This is a genomic window from Paraburkholderia sp. UYCP14C (genome assembly GCF_004197395.1).
In the GTDB taxonomy this organism is placed as follows: Bacteria; Pseudomonadota; Gammaproteobacteria; order Burkholderiales; family Burkholderiaceae; genus Paraburkholderia.
On record NZ_SELS01000003.1, the window covers coordinates 267,254 to 285,755 of the forward strand.

Annotated in this window: 16 protein-coding genes and 1 tRNA gene; 11 read left to right on the forward strand and 6 right to left on the reverse strand. The window is 60.8% G+C overall.

What is annotated here, in order from left to right; translation table 11 throughout:
- Positions 1-81 precede the first annotated feature (81 nt).
- A complete protein-coding gene (locus tag EVC45_RS04315) occupies positions 82-1,296 on the reverse strand; it encodes an MFS transporter (protein WP_129956790.1) in 1,215 nt (404 codons plus the stop codon).
- 249 nt (positions 1,297-1,545) lie between these two features.
- On the opposite strand from EVC45_RS04315, the gene EVC45_RS04320 reads away from it, so the two are divergent.
- The 3 genes from EVC45_RS04320 to EVC45_RS04330 all read left to right on the forward strand — a co-directional run bounded on the left by EVC45_RS04320 (position 1,546) and on the right by EVC45_RS04330 (position 4,479).
- Positions 1,546-2,208, forward strand: coding sequence for a HugZ family protein (locus tag EVC45_RS04320; RefSeq protein WP_129956791.1), 663 nt, complete (start codon positions 1,546-1,548; stop codon positions 2,206-2,208).
- Between the two features lie 399 nt (positions 2,209-2,607).
- Positions 2,608-2,913: an H-NS family nucleoid-associated regulatory protein gene (locus EVC45_RS04325; RefSeq protein WP_129956792.1), complete on the forward strand. Its 306-nt coding sequence runs from the start codon at positions 2,608-2,610 to the stop codon at positions 2,911-2,913.
- Positions 2,914-3,198: 285 nt separating this feature from the next.
- Complete coding sequence (locus EVC45_RS04330) at positions 3,199-4,479, forward strand: cation diffusion facilitator family transporter (protein ID WP_129956793.1); 1,281 nt, start codon at positions 3,199-3,201, stop codon at positions 4,477-4,479.
- Positions 4,480-4,541: 62 nt separating this feature from the next.
- Here the strand turns inward: EVC45_RS04330 and EVC45_RS04335 are convergent, their stop codons facing one another.
- From EVC45_RS04335 to EVC45_RS04345, 3 genes are all read right to left on the reverse strand, one after another.
- Positions 4,542-5,012 (reverse strand): Lrp/AsnC family transcriptional regulator, encoded by a 471-nt coding sequence (locus EVC45_RS04335; protein ID WP_211193365.1) that lies wholly within the window; start codon positions 5,010-5,012, stop codon positions 4,542-4,544.
- A 78-nt stretch (positions 5,013-5,090) separates the two neighbouring features.
- On the reverse strand, positions 5,091-5,723 hold the full coding sequence (locus EVC45_RS04340; protein WP_129956794.1) for an exonuclease: 633 nt from the start codon (positions 5,721-5,723) through the stop codon (positions 5,091-5,093).
- A complete protein-coding gene (locus EVC45_RS04345; RefSeq protein ID WP_129956823.1) occupies positions 5,720-6,364 on the reverse strand; it encodes an MBL fold metallo-hydrolase in 645 nt (214 codons plus the stop codon). The genes EVC45_RS04340 and EVC45_RS04345 overlap by 4 nt, the downstream gene beginning before the upstream one ends.
- 648 nt (positions 6,365-7,012) lie before the next feature.
- Here EVC45_RS04345 and EVC45_RS04350 point away from each other — a divergent pair.
- Positions 7,013-7,618, forward strand: coding sequence for a septal ring lytic transglycosylase RlpA family protein (locus EVC45_RS04350; RefSeq protein WP_373682984.1), 606 nt, complete (start codon positions 7,013-7,015; stop codon positions 7,616-7,618).
- A gap of 120 nt (positions 7,619-7,738) precedes the next feature.
- Here EVC45_RS04350 and rsmI read toward each other — a convergent pair whose 3' ends face one another.
- Positions 7,739-8,623 (reverse strand): 16S rRNA (cytidine(1402)-2'-O)-methyltransferase, encoded by an 885-nt coding sequence (gene rsmI / locus EVC45_RS04355; protein ID WP_129956796.1) that lies wholly within the window; start codon positions 8,621-8,623, stop codon positions 7,739-7,741.
- An 88-nt stretch (positions 8,624-8,711) separates the two neighbouring features.
- Here rsmI and EVC45_RS04360 point away from each other — a divergent pair, with 88 nt between their 5' ends.
- From EVC45_RS04360 to EVC45_RS04390, 7 genes are all read left to right on the forward strand, one after another.
- Positions 8,712-9,134, forward strand: coding sequence for a YraN family protein (locus EVC45_RS04360; protein ID WP_248295030.1), 423 nt, complete (start codon positions 8,712-8,714; stop codon positions 9,132-9,134).
- 142 nt (positions 9,135-9,276) lie between these two features.
- Positions 9,277-9,864, forward strand: coding sequence for a phosphoheptose isomerase (locus tag EVC45_RS04365; RefSeq protein ID WP_129956798.1), 588 nt, complete (start codon positions 9,277-9,279; stop codon positions 9,862-9,864).
- Positions 9,865-9,890: 26 nt separating this feature from the next.
- The gene (locus tag EVC45_RS04370; RefSeq protein ID WP_129956799.1) at positions 9,891-10,682 is read left to right on the forward strand and encodes a BON domain-containing protein; all 792 of its coding nucleotides are present in this window, start codon (positions 9,891-9,893) and stop codon (positions 10,680-10,682) included.
- 71 nt (positions 10,683-10,753) lie between these two features.
- Positions 10,754-11,044 (forward strand): c-type cytochrome, encoded by a 291-nt coding sequence (locus EVC45_RS04375; protein WP_248295025.1) that lies wholly within the window; start codon positions 10,754-10,756, stop codon positions 11,042-11,044.
- Positions 11,045-11,106: 62 nt separating this feature from the next.
- Positions 11,107-11,182 (forward strand) — tRNA-Ala (locus tag EVC45_RS04380).
- A 282-nt stretch (positions 11,183-11,464) separates the two neighbouring features.
- Positions 11,465-12,052, forward strand: coding sequence for an AlpA family phage regulatory protein (locus tag EVC45_RS47875; RefSeq protein ID WP_373682985.1), 588 nt, complete (start codon positions 11,465-11,467; stop codon positions 12,050-12,052).
- A gap of 129 nt (positions 12,053-12,181) precedes the next feature.
- Complete coding sequence (locus EVC45_RS04390) at positions 12,182-17,167, forward strand: type ISP restriction/modification enzyme (RefSeq protein WP_129956800.1); 4,986 nt, start codon at positions 12,182-12,184, stop codon at positions 17,165-17,167.
- A gap of 30 nt (positions 17,168-17,197) precedes the next feature.
- Here EVC45_RS04390 and EVC45_RS04395 read toward each other — a convergent pair whose 3' ends face one another.
- Positions 17,198-17,863, reverse strand: a complete 666-nt coding sequence (locus EVC45_RS04395; RefSeq protein ID WP_129956801.1) for a winged helix-turn-helix domain-containing protein — start codon at positions 17,861-17,863, stop codon at positions 17,198-17,200.
- Between the last annotated feature and the right edge of the window lie 639 nt (positions 17,864-18,502).

The window sequence follows — 18,502 nt, forward strand, 5'->3', positions numbered from 1 at the left end:
CGGTTTGGTGGCTATGATGCGGGCGCGAAAAAGGACTGAAACCGCGCGATGCGGCGCGCGCTACGTGAACGCTCGCTCGCTTCAGATCTTCAGACGCCGCAGCACCTTCGGCCCGACGAGCGCGATCATCGCGGCGCAGACAGCGACGACCGACAGCCCGATGGTCAGATTGGTCACCTGCGCGACCGCGCCGATGATCACCGGCCCGAGCAGCAACCCGAAATAGGCAAGTCCAGCGACGTGCGCGAGCCCCTCGGCCGCGTGAATGCCTTTCACGCTCGCCGCCGCCGCGAACAACACCGGCATCATGTTCGCGAGGCCCAGGCCGATCAGCGCAAAGCCGGCGAGCGCGGCTACCGGATTCGGCAGCAGCAGCGCGTCGACCATCCCGGCGCAGGCCAGCGCCGCGCTGATCATCACGAGCTGCGGCGCGCCGAAGCGGGCGCGCACCGCATCGCCGGCAAAACGCGCGGCCGCCATGCCGCCGGAAAACGCCGCGTAGGCGGCGCTCGCGAGCGCGGGCGTCGACAGCACGACATCGCGCATGTAGACCGTGGCCCAGTCGTACATCGCGCCTTCGGCGATCAGCGCGACCAGCGCCATCGTGCCGAGCGCCCACAGCGCCGGCGAGCGCCAGCGGCTCGCACGCGGCGTCGCGGCATCGGGATGCTCCGCGTGCGGCACGTGCGGCAGCACCGACGGGCACGCGAGCACCAGCACGAGCGCGCTGGCCGCCGCGGCGAGCGCGAGATGCAGAGCCGGCGCCATGCCGCGCGACAGCAGCGCCCCGCCGACCGCCGCGCCGAACATGCCGCCAAGGCTGAACATCCCGTGCAGCGACGACATGATCGGCTTGCCGACGGCCTTTTCGACGGCGCTCGCTTCGGCGTTCATCGCGACGTCGAGCGTGGCCATGCCGGCGCCGAAGACGGCCAGCACGACCAGCAGGATCCAGTACGCCGGCACGACCAGAATCAGCGCTGCGCAGGCGGCCATCGCGAGGCCGCCGGCCAGGCAGGCGCGGCGCGTGCCGACCCGCGCGATCCACGACGCGTTGGTCACCATCGCGCCGATCGATCCGCCCGCCACCGCGAACAACGCGAACGACAGCATCGCCGGATTCAGATGGAAGCGGTCGCGCACCGTCGGCACGTGCACACCCCACGACGCGTACATCATGCCGGCGATGAAAAACAGCGCCATCGTGGCGATGCGTGCGCGTTGCCGTTCGGAGACTGACAGATCGCGATGCGCGGCGGGAAGGACGGCGAATTCGGAGGCGTGGTGATCGGGCACGGAGGTCTCGAGGCGGGGTGCGCGAGAAAGCGCATTGAAAGCGGAGCTTCGATTCTATCGAAGCGTGGTGGCTTGCGCTTGGAGCCGCGGTCTCGGACGCATAGGATGAAAGACTGTGGATGCAACGAAGCCGTAGAGCCGGATGTCATGCTTTGGGGCGCTGCAGGTGGTTTTTGCATTGCCGGGCAGGGCGGCTTTTCAACCGCTCACCGCTCACCGTTCATTCCTAATTCACCGAGGAACGCTCAGTTGAACATTCCCGCTCACGCTCCGCTGCATCTGCTGCACACGGCCGCGGTCGGCACGCTCGCCACGCACGCGCGCCAGCCCGAGGGCTTTCCGTATCCGTCGGTGCTGCCGTTTGCGCCGGACGCGCGGCATCGTCCGACGATCCTCGTGAGCCGGCTCGCGGAGCACACGCACAATCTGCACGCCGACCCGCGCGCGGGATTTCTGGCCGTCGACGCACCCGACGGCGACGTGCTGGTCGGCCAGCGCGTCACGCTGCTCGGGCGCTTCGAGCAAGTCGACCCGAGTCCGGAACTGGTGCACCGCTATCTGCGCTATCACCCGGACGCGGAGCGCTATCTGGTACTGGGCGATTTCGCGTTCTGGATCATGGAGCTCGAGCGGTTGCGCTACATCGGCGGCTTCGGCGCGATGGGCTGGCTCGACGGTAGCGAACTCGATCCACTGCCGCCGCTTGCAGCTAGCGAGGAGGACGCGCTGATCGCGGAATTCGGTCAGCGGCTAAGTGGCGCGGGCGGCGTCGTATTGCTGGGCGTCGACCGGTATGGCGCCGATCTTAAGCGTAACGGCGCGCGCCACCGTTTCGCATTCGATAACGGACGCGCCGATACCGACTCATTGCGCGCGGCGCTCGCAGTCTGCATCGAACGGCATGCGAATTAAGCGTTTATCGTTTATCGGGAAAACACGCATGCGCCAGTCGCGGCGAACGGGCTCTCGCCGCAATAGTGCGCACTTATTCGATCCAAAGCTTTCATGCCGTGAAATGTTTGATATGCAATAGACGTCTCAAGTCTCATTTCCTGATAGTTAAATCGTATAAGTATGCACGCGGATGGGATTTTTTCAGTGACATGCGAATTCGCCTAATTGAAAGGGCCTAGCCCGACACAGAAGCGACGCTGGAAACTTTTTGAAACGAATTTAAATTAATTTTTTCCGGGCGCTTATCCAGTCTTTCTATTTTGTGTTAATCTCGCCATCAAATTCCGAGGCATGAAACCTTCAAAGGGCAAGTCGGCATAAGACCGGCAGTCATTTATCCATACCACAAGGGAACCTATGTCTTCTTACAAGGAACTGCTCGCGCAGCGCGAGAAGCTCGAAAAGCAGATTGAAGAAGCGAAGTCGCGCGAATACGCGGAAGTCTTGAATGAAATCAAGCAGAAAATGGCGGACTACGGCATCTCGCTGAGCGAACTCGGCGGCGGCCGCGCACCGAAGGGCGGCGCTAAAGCGAGCCGCCCGCGCGCAGGCGTCGCGCCTAAATACCGCGACCCGGAAAGCGGCAGCACGTGGTCCGGCCGCGGCAAGCCGCCGCGCTGGATCGCAGGTCTCGATCGTGAAAAGTTTCTGATCCAGAAGTAATCACGATCGACCGGCTGGTTTGGCTTGCCTGCACGTAATACGAATACTGGCAATCCGCAGCGGTTATAGACTGCTGCAGAATCTCCGAAAGCCGCGCACCGCTCAGGGCGCGGTTTTGTCATTTGCGGCGTCGGATTTTTGTCACATGCGCTTCAGGTAACTGGAACGCGAATGCTTTTCGTTTAGATAAGCGACTGATTTAAAAGGTTTTTTTAGCGCCTTTCCCTGTGCGTGCGATTCGTGGCGGGTACAATAACAACAATTGATCTTTCCGCCCTTTTCAGCATGCAGTCCGCCGCAATCGCCCATCCCGCCGAGAAACAACGCGTTGCCCGCAAAAGTACCTTTGCGAGTATTGCGGTCAATACCGTGTTGATGACGCTGCAAATCGTCATCGGCACGATCGCGCACTCGCAGGCGCTAGTTGCCGACGGTGTCCATTCCCTTGCCGATCTTATTTCCGATTTTGTCGTGCTGATTGCCAATCGGCATAGCGGAGCAAAGCCCGACGCGGATCACAATTACGGGCATAGCCGTTATGAGACGGTGGCGTCGTTATTTCTCGGCGCGCTGCTGATCTCGGTCGGTGTCGGCATGTTGTGGCGCGCCGGCACGCGCCTCGCCGATCTGCAAAATATTCCCGCCGTGCACATGAGCGCGTTCGCGGTCGCGGCACTCGTGCTGGTCTGCAAGGAGGCGCTGTTTCGCTACATGCTGCGCGAAGCAAAGCGCGTGCGTTCCGCGATGCTGATCGCGAACGCATGGCACGCGCGCTCGGACGCGGCGTCGTCGCTGGTGGTGGGGATCGGCGTGATCGGCAGTCTCGCCGGCTTGCGGCTGCTCGACCCGATCGCTGCCGCCATCGTCGGCTTCATGGTCGCGCGCATGGGCTGGACCTTCGGTTGGGACGCGCTGCAGGATCTGTCGGATCGCGCGCTCGATGAAACCGCCGCCGCCGACATGCGCGCGCTGCTGATGTCTACCCCGGGCGTGCGTGACGTGCACGAAATGCGGACGCGCAAAATGGGCGATTTCGCGCTCGTCGACGCACACATCCTGGTCGATCCGATGATTTCGGTCTCGGAAGGGCATTACATCGCGGAGTCGGCGCGTCTGCGCGTGCTGACCGACAAGCGTGTGCTCGACGCGCTGATCCATGTCGATCCGGAAAACGACGCGGTTGCGCATCCCCCGGTCGATCTGCCGACGCGCGAGCGCGTGAGCGCCGAGGTCGACGCGGCGCTGGCGCCGGGTGGCTTGCGGGCCGCGGCCGTGAACCTGCACTACCTGAGCACCGGGCTCGACGTGGAGGTGGTGTTGCCGGCGGCGTCCGGCAACTGGCGCGCTACAGGCAGCGCCGAGGCCGCCCGTCTGCTGGAGAGCCAGACGCAGTCGCTCGACCGCGTCGATCTGGAGGCGCTCAAGCGTCGTCTCGGCGCGCGCAAGCTCGACGTGCTGTTGCAACGCGATATCTCGGTCACGCAAGGCGGTTCGGCGGCGGAACTCAAGACTGGTGTCGCCCCCGGCGGTCGGTCATCCGCCACGGAGCCTCACAACGCCGCCTGAGTTCGGAGCGTTTCGACACCTGAAGCCGCGGCGAATCTCCATGCCGCCCGCGGCGGCATCCGTCACAACGGCAACTGCGTATCGAACTTGATTTCGCGCAGCACCACGCTCGTACGCACCTGCGCGACGGCCGGAATCTTGAAAATGCGTTCGTGCAGGAAGCTGTCGTACGCCTTGATGTCCGGCGCGACGATCTTCAGGATGTAATCGGATTCACCGGTCGTGCTGTAGCACTCGGTCACTTCGGGGCAGGTGGCGATTTCCCGTTCGAACTGCTCGACGCCGCCTTCGGTGTGACGCGTCAGATGGATATGCGCGAGCGCGCACACGTGCAAGCCGAGCTTTTCGCGATCGAGCAGCGCCGTGTAGCGCTGGATCACACCCGACTGTTCCATGTCCTTGATGCGCCGCCAGCACGGCGTGCTCGACAACCCGACCTGGTCGGAGATTTCCTGCACGGAACGGCGTGCGTCGAGCTGAAGAAGGCGCAGGATCTTCTGTGAGAACGTATCGAGTGTCAACTGCGCCTCCATTAGCGTCGCCGTATCAACGCATGGTAGAGGGCGCGAAAACGAAACGCAATGTAAAACGGCTCCCGCGAGCGAGATTGCCTAATTTATCGGGTCGGGAGCGGCGTTTTGCCCTGAGGCGTCCCCATCATCCTTGCCGTCCCCCTGCAGTTCGGGCTGACGCGCGCGCAAGTCCTTCAGCATGTTGCAGAAGAGGGCTCCCTGCTCGATCGCGTCGTCGAGCGCGACGTGCGTGTGCGGGTGCTCGTCGAACCAGTGCTTCGGAAAACGCGGCTTGATGTTCTTGCGGTACGGCAGACCGGTCATCGCGAACGCGAGCGTTTTGATGTCGAGCGCCGACCATGAGAACGGGCAGCGGCCGACGAAGCGCATCATGTACCAGAACATATAGGTGAAGTCGAAGCCGGCCGGCATCGCGACGAACACCGGCTTGCCCGGCAGCGCCTCGACCCAGTCGACATAGGCGGCCAGGGCGGCTGCGGGCTTCTGCAAGTCCTGACGGCAGGCCGCCCATGCTTCCGGCTGGGTTTTCCACCACGCCTCCTGCACCGGGTGCGGCGCCGCGCCTTCCAGCAATTCGAGATTTGCCGAGAACGTGGCGATCAGCCGCTTGTCTTCGGTGTACGCGGCGGATGCGAAGCTCAGCATCGAATGTGGGCCGGGGATCGGGCCGTCCGCTTCGACGTCGGTACTGACATAGATTTCGCTGCTCATGCGTCCACTCCGTCGGCGACGTAGGGATTCGTGCGGCGCTCGGCGCCGAACGTCGAGGTCGGACCGTGGCCCGGCACGAAGGTGACGTCGTCGCCGAGCGGCCAGAGTTTGTCGCGGATCGAGCGGATCAGGTCCGCATGGTTGCCGCGCGGGAAATCCGTGCGGCCGATCGAGCCGGCGAACAGCACGTCGCCAACCAGCGCAAGCCGATGCGCGCGGCTGAAGAAGACCACGTGACCCGGCGTGTGGCCGGGGCAGTGGTAGACCTCGAAGGATTCCTCGCCGACTTGCACGGTGTCGCCATCCTGTAGCCAGCGGTCCGGCTCGAAGGCATCGGCGGCCGGGAAGCCGAAGCGCGTGCTCTGGTCCGGCAGCTTGTCGAGCCAGAAGCGCTCGTCGGGATGCGGGCCTTCGATCTGCACGCCGTAGTGGCTGGCGAGGGTCTTCGCGCCGGCGCAGTGATCGATATGGCCGTGAGTCAGCAACACTTTCTCGACGGTCACGTTCTGCCGCGCGATCTCGCTCTGGATCACGTCGAGGTCGCCGCCCGGATCGACGACGGCCGCGCGCCCGGTGGCCTCGCAAACGAGCAGCGAGCAGTTCTGCTGGAACGGCGTGACGGGGATCAGGGTGACTTTCATGGCAGGACGACGAGCTGGAGAAACGTTGATTGTACCGGCCTCGAGACAGTCTCCGTCGCCCACGCGACGAGGCTTGCGCACGGCATCGCCGCGACCTTTCGCAGGTCCATTTTTGCGATAAATGTGAAGATTGATCAAGCTTATGGGCCGCTCGCCATCCCAAAATTTTTTTTTGGGTATAATGGACTCCATGCACATCAGTTGTGCTGCCACAAGGCGATGCTTCCCCACAAAACGGGGATGCCGCTCGCTATTCAAGTAAGGGCTGTCGGAATGCCGACGGCCATCCAGTGTCGATGCGTTCGATGCACACGTCTTGCCCAGCCAGGCGCCGCGCGCCTGCTACGGAATTAACCTCCGTGACGCTGGGTGGGGCCTACGCCGCCGTTCCTGTGCGCTGAGTTGCGCGCGCAAGAACGTGTCTTTGCCACGTTCAGTTGGCGGCATGTGGGGTCTGGTCAGGCTGCCGGGGACAGGTTGCGCCAGACGTGAAAATTAACCGTGCGGTAGCGGCTCAGTGAGCCGTATCCGGGCTTTGACGTACTGCGCTTTTCGCGCGGCGCGTTGTCGTCCCTACCGCCGGAGCCGCAAGCAAGATGCCCTGCAGTTTCGCGGGTGATGCGGCTCGACAATGTGTTTGCACGTCTTATGAAAACTCGGCTATCCCGTGGTCTAGGGACTCTTTTTGCCTTTTTTGTACTGGCCGGCTGCGCCACGCCTCCGGGCGCGAGCGACACGTCTGCGAACGACACGCCGCAAAGTACGAAGAACCTGCATTTGAGCTCCTTCGGACCTCAATCGTTTGGCGGCGCGCCGGCCTCGAACTCGAGCGCGTCGAACCCGCCTGCGTCGTCGCTGGCTGACGCGCAGCCGCTCACCGACGACGGCGTCGACGTCGCGGACTTCCATCAGATTGGACGCGCGTCGTGGTATGGACGCTTCTTCCACGGCCGCCGCACCGCCAACGGCGAGCGTTACGACATGCACGCCATGACGGCCGCGCACCGTACGCTGCCGCTCGGCTCGTACGTGCGGGTGACCAATCCGGCCAATTCGCGCTCGGTGATCGTACGGATCAACGACCGCGGCCCGTACGCGCGTGGCCGCGTGATCGATCTGTCGATGGCGGCCGCCGCCATGCTCGACATGCGCCACGCCGGCACTGCGCGAGTCAAGATCGAAGGGCTCACGCAGCAGGAAGCACGCGCCGAGCTGAACGAAACGCTCGCGTCGAACTCGGATTCGGGCCAGTGATGTGACGTGACGCGGCGGTGGTGCCGCGTCGGCTGGACAAACCGTCTGTAGACGATCGAAGGGCCGCGACATGCGGCCCTTTTCTTTTTCTTTCCGACTTTTACTCGCCCGCCTCGCCTCTCAGGCGTCGGGATTGTCTTGCTTCAGCGCCAGCGCGCGCGTGTACAACGCGTTGCGCGATGCGCCCGTGAGCGACGCCGCGACCTTCGCCGCGCTACTCACCGTCAATTCTTCCAGCAGGATGCCGAGCAGCGCGTCGTGATCGTGCTCGCCGGCCGCTTCGGGCGACGCGCCTTCGACCACCAGCACGAATTCGCCGCGCTGTCGGTTCGCATCGGCGGCGAGCCACGTTGGCCCTTCGGCCAGGGTGCCCTGATGCAACGCTTCGTGTAACTTCGTCAGTTCCCGCGCGATCAGCAGACGACGTGTGCCGCCGAACGCATCGGCGAGCGCCTGCACCGTCTCGACGATCCGGTGCGGCGCTTCGTAGAACACCATCGCGTGAGGATGTTGCGCCAGCGCCTGCAAGGCGGCGGCGCGCGCCTTCGGCTTCGGCGGCAGGAAGCCGAGGAACGAGAACGTCGCGACCCAGTCGCCGGTCGCGCTCAGCGCGGTGGCGAGCGCGCTCGCGCCGGGCAGCGGAACCACCGCGAAGCCGGCTTCGCGCACGGCATCGACGAGCTTGGCGCCCGGATCCGAAATGCTCGGCGTGCCCGCGTCGGACACGTAGGCGACGCGCTCGCCGGCCTGCAGATACTCGATCACGCGCTGCGCCGCGGCGCGCTCGTTGTGCTGATGCACGGCGACGAGCGGCTTCGAGATGCCGTAGCGCGCGAGCAGCTGACCGGTGTTGCGCGTGTCCTCGGCGGCGATGCGATCCGCGAGTCCGAGCACGTGCAGTGCGCGCAGCGTGATGTCGGCGATGTTGCCGATCGGCGTGGCCACCACATACAGCGCGGCGGCGGGGTACTGCTGCCCTTGCGCGAGTTCGGAGAGAGGAGTCATGACACGGAAGACACAAACAGACGGAACGAGGCCGACATTGTGCCATGTGGACTTGCGCGAGCAGGTCGCGTCGAAGACTACGCAAAGGATGCCCAGAAACGGCAGTCCAGAAACCGCCCACAACTTTTCCGGCGCTCGCCAGTCCAAATCCGTCGGCGCGGCTTTCGAAGCGCGCGCGCAAGAATTTTTGCAGCGCCAGCGTTTGCGCTTCGTCGCGCGCAACGTGACGTGTCGGGGCGGCGAGATCGATCTGGTGATGAGCGATCGCGACGGCGCGCTGGTGTTCGTCGAAGTTCGTGCGCGTGCGCAGCGGCATTACGGCGGGGCGGTCGCGAGTATCGGTTGGCAGAAGCGACAGCGCATCGTGCGAGCGGCGCGGCACTATCTCGCGACGCGCGCCGCGACGAACCGCTGCACGCGCGACGAACCCGCGTGCCGTTTCGACGTAGTCGCGTTCGAGAGCGGCAGGCTCGTGTGGTTGCGCGACGCGTTTCGCGCCGACGAAGTCTGACGGGCCGCGCGGACAACGCGCGTGAGTGCGATAAACTTGCGCTCGCGTGCCGCGCGAGCTCATCGGCGGCCACAGCCTGGCAGTATGACTTCACAACACGGCCGCACAGTGCGGTCCATTCGCGGTAGAAGATAGAGACTCGATGTCAGTCGAACGCATCCAACAACACTTCCGCGACAGCGCGGCAGTCAAACTCGAAGCCCTCGAAACCCTGTCGATGCCGATCGCCGCCGCGATCGACACGATGTTCGCCGCGCTCGCCAACGGCAATCGCATCCTCGCATGCGGCAACGGCGGCTCGGCAGCCGACGCTCAGCATTTCGCGGCCGAGCTGATCGGCCGCTTCGAGCGCGAGCGGCCAGGTCTGCCGGCCATTGCGCTCAGCACCGACACCTCCGTGCTCACGGCGATCGCCAACGACTATTCGTTTGAACAGATTTACGCGAAACAGGTCTGGGCACTCGGTCAGCCCGGCGACGTGTTGCTCGCGATCACCACATCCGGCAATTCTGCAAACGTGCTTGCCGCGATCGAAGCGGCGCATGAGCGCGAAATGATCGTCGTCGCGCTGACCGGCAAGGGCGGCGGACGCGCGCACGAAGTGCTGAGCGACACCGACATCCAGGTATGCGTGCCGTCCGATCGCACCGCGCGCATCCAGGAAGTGCACCTGCTGACCATCCATTGCCTGTGCGACGGCATCGATGCCATGTTGCTCGGCGAAGACTGAGACTGATTCCGAAGGAGAGCTAGTTGATGAGCGTATTCCGCGTCAAGAAGACACTGGTGAGAACCCTGCTCGTGGTCGGGTTCGCGGCGGGGCTGTCGGCCACGCTGCAAGGCTGCTTTCTCGCGGTCGGGGCCGCGGCGGGCGGCGGCGCGCTGATGGCCACCGACCGCCGCACGCTCGGCGCGCAGACCGAGGATCGCGAGATTCAGGTGAAGGCGCTGTCGCAGATCAGCCAGAATCTGCCGGACTCCGCGCACGTCAACGTTACGGTGTTCAACCGCCGCGTGCTGCTGACCGGCGAGGTCGCGGGCGATGCGTCGAAGCAGCGCGCCGAGAGCATCGTGCGGAACATGAACAACGTGAATACGATCGTCAACGAACTGGCGATCATGCCGGCGAGCTCGTTCTCGTCGCGCACCAACGATACCTACCTCGAAACGCGCGTGAAGACCGCGCTGATCGCCGAGAAGAACATTTCGGCGAACAACTTCAAGGTCGTGGCCGAGCGCGGCAACGTTTATTTGATGGGCCTCGTCACAATGGATGAGGGCAATGTCGGCGCCGACGTCACGAGCCGCGTGCCGGGCGTCGTGCAGGTGGTCAAGATATTCCAGTACATCCAGCCGCAGGAAGCTCAAGCTGCCGCGGCTGCTGCTGCGACTGCACCTGTCGCTGCTTCGCAGCCGGAGGCTAGTGAGCCGACGGTCGGCGCAATTCCCGATTCGTCGGTGAGCGCGCGGCCGCTCGATCAGCAGGCGCCTGCGCCGGTTAATTCGTCGACGTCGGTGCGGCCGGGTAATCCGAAGGCGGTGCCTTGATGTTTGGGATGGCGCGTGGGGGTGTTGTGTGTGCTGTGTTCACGTTGGTGGTCGGTGGGCTGGTGGGCGCGATGACGTCGGTTGCTTGCGCGGCCGAGGCGCCGCGCGGCCAGCAGGTCGCCGCCGCGAATGCTTGCATGGGTTGTCACGCGGTGGATCGCAAACTGGTCGGTCCGTCGTTCCAGCAGATCGCCGCGAAGTACAAGGGCGACGCGCAGGCGCCGGCCAAACTCGCGCGTAAGGTGAAGGACGGCGGATCCGGTGTGTGGGGCATGATTCCGATGCCGGCGCATCAATCGATGAATGATGCTGATATCCGCGCGGTGGTCGACTGGGTGCTCGCGGGCGCGCCGTCCAGATGAGGTTTTCCCGGGGCTGGAGGCTTGGCAAAAGGGAAAATGGCTGTGCTAGAATTATTTTCGATGGGGGGGTAGCTCAGCTGGGAGAGCGTCGCGTTCGCAATGCGAAGGTCGGGAGTTCGATCCTCCTCCTCTCCACCAAGAAAATCCTTTAAAAACCGGCACTTACGCCGGTTTTTTCTTTTCTGCTGCTCCGAGATCGTCCAGTTTGACTCCCTGCTAGGGTGACTACAGGGTGACAGACGGTTGCCTGTCGGTTCAAAGCATGGCACACGGGTTGACGCACGGTCAACCGATGGGTGGCCCGCTTCACTCACCGATGCTGACGTATTCTCAGTCACGAATCGGTAACGCTCGTGCGATCCCCACGTCGCTTCACTCCTACACTGTATCTTCCGAACCGACAGTTGAAAGGAGCGCAATATGCGCGGACAGAGACGCGGACAGGATAGACGGGAAGCGACGACCGTTGATGTTGCAAAGCTAGGCCACGACGATGCCTACGCGGATGACGCAAAGCTGCTGGCGCGGTTGTCTCCATCAGCACTGACTCACTGGCCGACAGTGGCTAGACAGATTCGCGATGCAGGTGTGTTGAACTCGGTTGATGGTGGGTCGTTAGTTCGCTACTGCGAAGCGTTCGCACGATGGTGCGCAGCCGGTGACGAACTCGCGAAAATCCTAATCGAGCTTGGGTTGACAGGTAGCCCACCGACACAAGTGCCATCCAGCGTCTCTGAAATTCCCCCGTCAAGCGCGGCCGTTCCATCAGAAAGGACGACGCCATCGATAAGTCGAACCCCTAATGCGATCATGCGTTGCGCAGAAGTAGAAAGTGAAACGGGATTGTCTCACTCAACCATCTATCAGCGCGTGAAGGCCGGAACCTTTCCTGCACCGGTGAAGCTTGGCGTGCGGTCTGTAGGATGGCGTGTAGGTGATATAGAAGCATTCTTGTCAGCGCCTGCCGAGTACAGGGCAGTATCCAAAAACGCAAAGAAATCAGGGTAGTAGACGAAAGACGGCTAGGCCATTTGGTACGTATGGGCGCAATCTGACACCGTGCCAATTCGTATGGTTAACGGGCCAGTCGGCGGGCATAATACGGCACTCGCACCAGAATCGCCGGAAACATCCAACATGACCGCTCTCGAAAAACTGCTCGATACCTTCCGCCATGCCGCCGTCACGGAACGCGAGAAGGGGACCTACTTCGAAGAGTTGATCGTCTGTTATCTGCGCAACGAAGCCACCTATCGCGACCTTTACAGCGACGTGTGGACCTACGCCGAGTGGGCGAAATTGCGGGGACTGACCGCGCAGGACGCCGGTATTGACCTTGTGGCGAAGACGAGCGGCACGGATGAGTTCCACGCGATTCAGTGCAAGATGTACGCGCCGGACTACAAGGTCCAGAAGGCCGACATCGACAGCTTCTTCACGGCATCGGGCAAGAAGCCTTTCTCACGGCGAATCATCGTCGCAACGACGGATCATTGGAGCGAACACGCCGAGGACGCGCTGCTGGATCAGCAGCCGCCCGTCAGCAAGATCGACCTGACCGCCCTTGAAGAGAGCCAGATTGATTGGTCGAAGTACCAGCCCAAGGCCGCGCCGGTCATCAAGGCGAAGAAGCAACTACGCCCGCACCAGACCAATGCACTGAACGCGGCTGTTCAAGGTCTGGGCGGTGCTGACCGTGGCAAGTTGATTATGGCTTGCGGTACGGGGAAGACGTTCACCAGCCTGAAAATCGCTGAAACGTTGGCTGGTGCTGACAAGCGCGTCCTCTTCCTCGTCCCGAGTTTGTCGCTGTTGAGCCAGACCCTGACGGAATGGACACAGGAAGCGGAGACGCCGCTTCATAGCTTCGCGGTTTGCTCGGACAGTGACGTGGGGAAGAAGCGCAAGAAGGAAGACGACGAGGTGAAAACCTTCGTCCATGAATTGCGCTATCCGGCGACTACGAATTCATCTCGACTGGCGGAAGAGATGATGAAGCGGCACGATGCATCACACATGAGCGTCGTTTTCAGCACCTATCACTCCATCGACGTAATCAGCCGTGCGCAGAAGGAGTTCGGGCTGCCCGACTTCGACCTGATAGTCTGCGATGAAGCGCACCGCACCACCGGCGCGACCTTTGGCGATGGTGACGAAAGCACGTTCGTCAGGGTTCACGATGCGGACTACATTCGCGCCGCCAAGCGCCTGTATATGACGGCGACGCCGCGTATCTACGGTGATTCGGCCAAAGCCACGGCTGAACGCGACAACGTTGCACTTTGCTCGATGGATGACAAGGCGCTATATGGCGATGAACTGTTCGTCATTTCGTTCTCGGAAGCCGTCAAGCGCGGGCTGCTGGTGGACTACAAGGTGATCGTGTTGGCGGTTGAAGAGACGCACGTCAATAGCCGCCTGCAAGCGTTATGGAAGGACGAGAACAACCAACTCAAGGTTGACGATGCGGCCAAGATCATCGGGTGCTGGAAGGCGCTTTCGAAGCAGGGCTTGACTGAAAATTTGGTTGGAGACGGTGATCCGATGAAACGGGCCGTGGCATTCTGTCAGGTCATCGAAGTCTCGAAGGGCGCTAAGACGCACAAAGTCAGTTCGAAGCAGATCGCCGGGATGTTCCAAGCTGTTGTCGAAGCGTATCAGGAATCGGAAGAAACGGAAGAATTCGAACAGGCGGCGCAACTTCACTGCGAAGCCGAACATGTTGACGGCGGAATGAATGCCAGCGAGAAGGAAGCGAAGCTGGCATGGCTGAAAGCCGAGACACCTGAGAACACCTGTCGCATTCTCAGCAACGTCCGTTGTTTGTCGGAAGGCGTGGACGTTCCGGCGCTGGACGCCGTGCTGTTCCTGACGCCGCGTAACTCTCAGGTTGACGTGGTGCAGTCGGTTGGCCGGGTCATGCGCAACGCACCGGGCAAGAAGCGCGGGTATGTCGTCTTGCCGGTGGTTATCCCGGCTGGCGTCGAACCGCACGAAGCCCTGAGCGACAACAAGACCTATGCCGTGGTCTGGCAAGTGCTGCAAGCACTGCGTTCGCACGATGACCGCTTCGACGCGATGGTGAATAAACTCGACCTGATCGGGAAGGACACCAGCAAGATGGAAGTCATCGCGATCACAGATGAAATCCAGAAAAAGCAGGAGAAGTCGAAAGGACCGAAGAACAAGAACACCGGTAAGGGCGGGTTCAATATTGGTGAAGCGGTCCAGAAGCGCACGACGCAGGAACAGCACGAACTGCAATTCGAAATTGGCGAAATCGAGAAGGCCATCTACGCCAAGCTGGTTCAGAAGGTCGGCAACCGTCACCATTGGGAAGATTGGGCCAACGACATCGCAAAGATTGCCCGTACTCACATCGACCGTATCACGATAGTCGTTGAAGACCCGGCTAACGTCAAAGCGCGAGCGGCGTTCGAAGCATTTGCTGCCGAACTGCGTGGCGATCTGAACAGCAGCATTACGGATGGCGAGATCATCGAGATGCTGGCGCAGCATCTCATCACCAAGCCGGTGTTTGACGCCCTGTTCGAAGACTACAGTTTCGCGAAGCACAACCCAATGTCGATTGCGATGCAGGGCGTTCTTGATGTGTTGCAAGAACACCGGCTCGACAAGGAAGCCGACACGCTGGAACGGTTTTACGAAAGCGTGAAACTTCGGGCCGAAGGCATCGACAATGCAGCGGGCAAGCAGAAAATTGTTGTGGAGTTGTACGATAAGTTCTTTCGCAACGCCTTCCCAAAGATGACCGAGCGTCTGGGGATCGTCTATACGCCGGTCGAAGTCGTGGATTTCATCATTCATAGCGTCGGTCATGTGTTGCAGACGGAGTTCGAGCAGACGTTAGGTAGCAAGGGTGTTCACATCATCGATCCCTTTGTTGGTACGGGCACGTTCGTGACGCGTCTGCTGCAAAGCGGTCTTATCACGCCGGAAGAACTACCGCACAAATACAAGCACGAAATCCACGCAAACGAGATCGTGCTGCTGGCCTACTACATTGCGGCGATCAACATCGAGGCGGTCTATCACGGCATCGTCGGTGGCAAATACCAGCCGTTCGAAGGCATCTGCCTTGCCGACACCTTTCAGCTTTACGAAAAAGAAGACTTGGTTGATGCGGCTCAGGCAAGCAACAGCGCACGCCGTAAGCGCCAAAAGAAGCTCGATATTCGCGTCATCATCGGAAACCCGCCATATTCGGTGGGACAAGAGACGGCGAACGATAACAATCAAAATGTCGCTTATCCGCACTTGGATGGGCGCATCCGTGAGACTTATGCCGACCGGTCTGTTGCGGGAAACGTCCGCAACTTGTACGACAGCTATATCCGCGCAATCCGATGGGCCAGTGACCGCATTGGCAATAGTGGCGTGATCGGCTTTGTTACCAATGGCGGTTTCTTGGAAGCCAACACATCTGACGGTCTGCGCAAGTGTCTGGCCGACGAATTTTCCAGCATCTATGTGTTCCACTTGCGCGGCAATCAACGCACGTCCGGCGACCTATCGCGAAGAGAAGGCGGAAAGATTTTTGGCAGCGGCAGCCGCGCCCCGATTGCCATTTCTTTGCTTGTAAAGAACCCCAACGCTGCGCAGCTCGGCCAGATTCACTTCCACGACATCGGCGACTACCTGACGCGCGAAGAAAAACTGGACAAGATCAGCAGCTTTGCAAGCATCGCCGGTATTACGGCAGCGGACGCTTGGCAGTCCATTACGCCTGATTTCCACGGCGATTGGCTGAAACAGCGCGATGGCGGCTTTGCCGAGTACATCGTTCTTGGTGACAAGAAGGGCGATAACAAAAAGCTGTTTCGCAACTTCACTCAGGGCGTCACAACAGCGAGAGATTCTTGGTGCTACAACGCATCAAAAGAGGGCTTGGCGGCTAACGTCAACCGCATGATCGCCTTCTACAATCGCGAAGTCGAACGCTTCAACAAAGCCTACGCCGGACTTGACAAGAAGGCGCGAGAAGCCAAAGTGGATGCCTTTATCGATACAGACCGGACGCAAATCAGTTGGACGCGGGCATTGAAGCAGGAACTGGCGAAAGATCGACGCTTAGAACTTGCAGCAGATAGCCTGACGTCAAGTCTGTACCGCCCGTTCACGAAGCAATGGCTGTACTTCAATCGAAATTTGAATGAGTACGTGTACCAAATGCCGCGCATCTTCCCCGATGCAACGGCGCCGAATCGAATGATCATGATCAAGCAACGATGGGCGGGGGCGGGTCAACTGGCGCTGATGGTGGATCGGGTTGTTGAGTTCCAAACAGACGGTGGCACTCAATGTTTTCCGTTGTATCTGTACGACGAGTCGGCGGAAGACGGCGACGCGGCGACGCTGCAAGTCGGACTGTTTGATGCGCCACCGCCAGCGAAAGATGAGCACAAGCGCCGCGATGCAATCTCTGACGAAGGACTGTCGCACTTCCGGTCAGCGTATCCGGGCGAACAGGTCACCAAGGAAGACATCTTCTACTACGTCTACGGCTTGCTGCATTCGCCGGACTATCGTGAACGCTACGCTGACAATCTTTCGAAGGAGTTGCCGCGCATTCCGTGCGTGAAGACTGCTACCGACTTTTGGGCGTTCTCGAAGGCTGGTCGTAATCTGGCCGACCTGCACATCAACTACGAGACGGTCGAGATGTACACGTTGCAGGTCGAAGGCGGCGGCCTGTTGTTGACTGATGCCGACTACCGGGTCGAGAAGATGCGGTACGGCAAGAACGGCAAGGACAAGGACCTGACTACATTGATCTACAACGACAAGATCACGGTAAAGGGTATCCCGCTTGAAGCCTATGAATATGTGGTCAACGGCAAACCGGCACTCGATTGGGTGGTCGAGCGCCAATGCGTCAAGACCGACACAGACAGCGACATCGTCAACGACGCGAACGATTACGCCATCGAGACAATGAACAATCCCCGCTACCCGTTGGAACTGTTCCAACGGGTCGTGACGGTCAGTCTCGAAACAATGAAGATCGTGAGGTCATTGCCGCGTCTCGAAGTTCAATCGCCGGGACCGACTGTCGGACGGTTGATTTCGTCTATCGGCACGTCGGATGCAATGACTGTGTGATCGCTGATCTTGAGGAAAGGGCGGCCAGATTCACTTAATGCATCCCTTCAATATCTCTATCGAACATGGCGGGTCGGTCCGGTGGATCATCGAATGGCAGTTAGGGCAAATGGGGCGAAGGTCTTTGATCGGATCGAGGACGTAGGATTCACCGATGCTGGCTAGTGGAACGAGATGGTGGACGTGGACGAAGTGTTTTCCGCGTTCCCCGTACCTTTCCTCGAAGTCAAAATCGCAAACGCAGCATCGATAACCATAGTGATCGATGCAGGCTTGCCTACCCGCCACGCTGCGCTCGTAGGCATTAACCGTCACCTTGCGTGCTGCGCCTTCTGACAGGGTCCCGGATACCTCATCGGGGTAAGCCACGTGGCGCAAATGCCCCGTAGATAACGGTCCCGCCTTTGCGACACCGATCTCCGAGAGACGCCAGAAGCCACGCGACGCTGGAACCAGATAGCCGCGCTCGTTTAGTTTCCGTCTAGCCCATTGAACCATATTGTTCCAGAAAGGCTCGATTCTCCCATCGGTAAGTACGGTATCTCTGGATTGAGTCCGCTCGCTTTCGGTAAGTCCGAAGTGGTCCGCGAGTGGTTCGTAAGCATCCGACGCGCGGATTTCATGGTGACTACCGCCATGCTCATATATTAGTTTTAGAAGCGGAAGTTCGAGTTCGTCGTAGCTCGGATAGGGCATGTCAGTCGGCCAAAGGTAGTTCCAGCGATTCTATCCGTGTATCAGTGCAACACCACCGGTTACCGACCGCTCGCAGCACCACGTACCACCGAATTCACTGTCGCTGTGGAAGATAGTGGCGTCCGTCTACCGTATCGACAGTGTGGGAATTCCGACACTATAGTGTCAAGCGAATGGTCGAGAGGTACTGGCCGTCGCGCTGAGACCTCTCTGTCCCAGTGCCGCCTGTGTCCTACGGTGTTTTGTCAGGGTTCACACTGTCGAGATTGGTTGCGCGAGTGACGGTCGAGACGGTCAGACTGTCGCACTCATCGTCTCCACACTGTTCCGCACCGGTGCTAGGTCGGTGGTCGTTCACGGCTACTGTGCAGACACTATAGCCGCCATCGCGCCCCGAGATTGGCACCGTGGACCACCAGTGCGCCGTGCCAATGATGCCGCTTCGCTGTTACCAGTGGCTGCGATACTGCCCTAGATGGCGGCGGTGACACTGTCAGCATAGTCCGCACGCATTTGTGCGGGCGACATTGTGCAGTTCCCGACTTCGATAGTGTGCGAACGGCTACCGCGTGGGCTATGGTTCGTACACTTTGCGCGAACACTGTAGCGGTCATTGCGGCGAATCACGTCGGCACTGAG

What these genes read in the sequence shown, in the direction of transcription:
- EVC45_RS04370 (WP_129956799.1), top strand. Translation starts at nt 9,891, where the DNA reads ATGAGCGTATTCCGCGTCAAGAAGACACTGGTGAGAACCCTGCTCGTG.
- rsmI (WP_129956796.1), bottom strand. Translation starts at nt 8,623, where the DNA reads ATGACTCCTCTCTCCGAACTCGCGCAAGGGCAGCAGTACCCCGCCGCC.
- EVC45_RS04325 (WP_129956792.1), top strand. Translation starts at nt 2,608, where the DNA reads ATGTCTTCTTACAAGGAACTGCTCGCGCAGCGCGAGAAGCTCGAAAAG.
- EVC45_RS04395 (WP_129956801.1), bottom strand. Translation starts at nt 17,863, where the DNA reads ATGCCCTATCCGAGCTACGACGAACTCGAACTTCCGCTTCTAAAACTA.
- EVC45_RS47875 (WP_373682985.1), top strand. Translation starts at nt 11,465, where the DNA reads ATGCGCGGACAGAGACGCGGACAGGATAGACGGGAAGCGACGACCGTT.
- EVC45_RS04330 (WP_129956793.1), top strand. Translation starts at nt 3,199, where the DNA reads ATGCAGTCCGCCGCAATCGCCCATCCCGCCGAGAAACAACGCGTTGCC.
- EVC45_RS04335 (WP_211193365.1), bottom strand. Translation starts at nt 5,012, where the DNA reads ATGGAGGCGCAGTTGACACTCGATACGTTCTCACAGAAGATCCTGCGC.
- EVC45_RS04340 (WP_129956794.1), bottom strand. Translation starts at nt 5,723, where the DNA reads ATGAGCAGCGAAATCTATGTCAGTACCGACGTCGAAGCGGACGGCCCG.
- EVC45_RS04365 (WP_129956798.1), top strand. Translation starts at nt 9,277, where the DNA reads ATGTCAGTCGAACGCATCCAACAACACTTCCGCGACAGCGCGGCAGTC.
- EVC45_RS04390 (WP_129956800.1), top strand. Translation starts at nt 12,182, where the DNA reads ATGACCGCTCTCGAAAAACTGCTCGATACCTTCCGCCATGCCGCCGTC.
- EVC45_RS04360 (WP_248295030.1), top strand. Translation starts at nt 8,712, where the DNA reads ATGCCCAGAAACGGCAGTCCAGAAACCGCCCACAACTTTTCCGGCGCT.
- EVC45_RS04350 (WP_373682984.1), top strand. Translation starts at nt 7,013, where the DNA reads ATGAAAACTCGGCTATCCCGTGGTCTAGGGACTCTTTTTGCCTTTTTT.
- EVC45_RS04375 (WP_248295025.1), top strand. Translation starts at nt 10,754, where the DNA reads ATGACGTCGGTTGCTTGCGCGGCCGAGGCGCCGCGCGGCCAGCAGGTC.
- EVC45_RS04345 (WP_129956823.1), bottom strand. Translation starts at nt 6,364, where the DNA reads ATGAAAGTCACCCTGATCCCCGTCACGCCGTTCCAGCAGAACTGCTCG.